General features: G+C 40.7%; 1 protein-coding gene. It reads right to left on the bottom strand.

Translation table 11 applies throughout. The features are described from left to right. The coding region (locus KO524_RS15095) for a choice-of-anchor L domain-containing protein (protein WP_219295063.1) at positions 1 to 1554 on the bottom strand (1554 nt) is incomplete at its 3' end. Positions 1555 to 1684 lie beyond the last annotated feature (130 nt).

Here is a 1684-nt window from a genome sequence, read left to right as displayed (position 1 = left end):
CAGACTGATCACTGCCGACCGTTCGCAGTTTATATCCGAAAAGGCGATACGCACTTCGTATTCACCCGATTGAGTAACCTCCAAAACAGAATCCCGCGCTCCGCCTATCAAGACACCGTTCCTATACCAACTGATTGCCCTTTTTAACTCCCCGTATTGTTCGGTATTGGCCTTAATCAGCCAAGGTTTACCCGTGCATAAATCCGTTTGATCAACAATATGCAACGATGCATCCTTGAGCTGTTGCTCGAAATCTTGGATAAACATCGCGAATCCAGCGTTAGGAGTAAAAGGAATATCTAAACTGCCAACTCCAAACTTTAGTCGGTATTTTCTACCGACAGTTAACACCGTGGGTTTGGTTGGAAAAACCTTTGAATTTGATAACCAATAAATTAGGGGATTGTTCCAAAAAGAAGGTATAAATGGCTCTAGTAATTCGGGATAGTTATCAATTACCAACTCCTGATGAATGGGAAAGTTTGTTCCGGGAACTCTGGCTATATTCTGCTTGTTTTGAGTGGTTAAATCCGTCAACCAAATACCTATATATTGCATACGACCCATTCTATAAGGATAAGTAAAAAGATAATTGATATCTAAAGCATCGCTTAAAGCAATAAAATCAAACTCCAATACTGCTGTGGCACTGGGCTCTAACTGTTGTTGCCCGGGAATCTCCAATTGCAAGGCATTTAAATCGGCATCACCCGTCCAAGGCGGACTATTCTGCTGAAATAATAACGACAAGGTTGCAGCAGACAGATTGATTGTTAAATCAGTCGTAGCCAAAGCAATACCCTTTTCCAATAGAAAAGTCGAATTGTTTTTATTAAAATAACCGATGGAATTAAAGTCGTTTTGCCCATCACCAGCCTGAAAACGAATGTTGGAAAAAATATTATCGCAGTCCGAATACAGGAATTTTTCTTCCACCCAATCCAAATTCTCGGTCATGGCTGCACTGGCATCTATTTTTACATAAGACACTTCCGCAGCCCGCAAACAAAGCTTAAATTTCAAATCGTTATTGTAAGTTACATTGTCAACGCGAATAGTAGCCGCGTCACCCAAAACCAGAAAATACTCCTGCCCCACTACCAACTCACTTAAAACCATATGCCAAGTACTCGAATCTGTACTACTTGATTCCGTTGTAACATAGAAGGCAAAACATATTTTAGCCGGACTATCAAAATTGCAGTCCGTATAAACCGCACCCGAAAGGTTTGATAAAATAGTATTCCCATGTATAACAGCAGATCGAGCATCAAAGACACTAAACAAATGGGTCTCTTCAGCAGCTCGAAACCGAAACAAATTCTTTTTGTGTTTGGTAGAAACCGCTCTTCCACAAGTCAAACCCAAGGGAATCACGCCCGCATGCTCAAAAGAACCCCTTGCATATTGCACACAGTCCACCCCCGTATTAACCGGAATCTCTACGGCATTCGCACAATCCAAATCCGGATCTAAAGACTGGGCTTGTACACCGAAACAAACCAACAGTACACTTAAAAATAGTGTATAATATAAAATCTTTTTAAACCTCATAACTTCATTTAAATTAACGATTCAGCTGTACCCATCCCTCTCTTCTTCCTAAAAAAGTATTGATTACATAAAAATAGGTGCCGCTAGCTAAGGGCTTTCCACTTTTATCTTGACCCGCCCATTGATTGGT

The sequence above is a fragment of the Flavobacterium sp. NKUCC04_CG genome (genome assembly GCF_019345525.1).
Lineage (GTDB): Bacteria > Bacteroidota > Bacteroidia > Flavobacteriales > Flavobacteriaceae > Flavobacterium.
The sequence above is the reverse complement of the archived record's forward strand: the minus strand, read 5'-3'. Positions and strand labels throughout refer to the sequence as shown.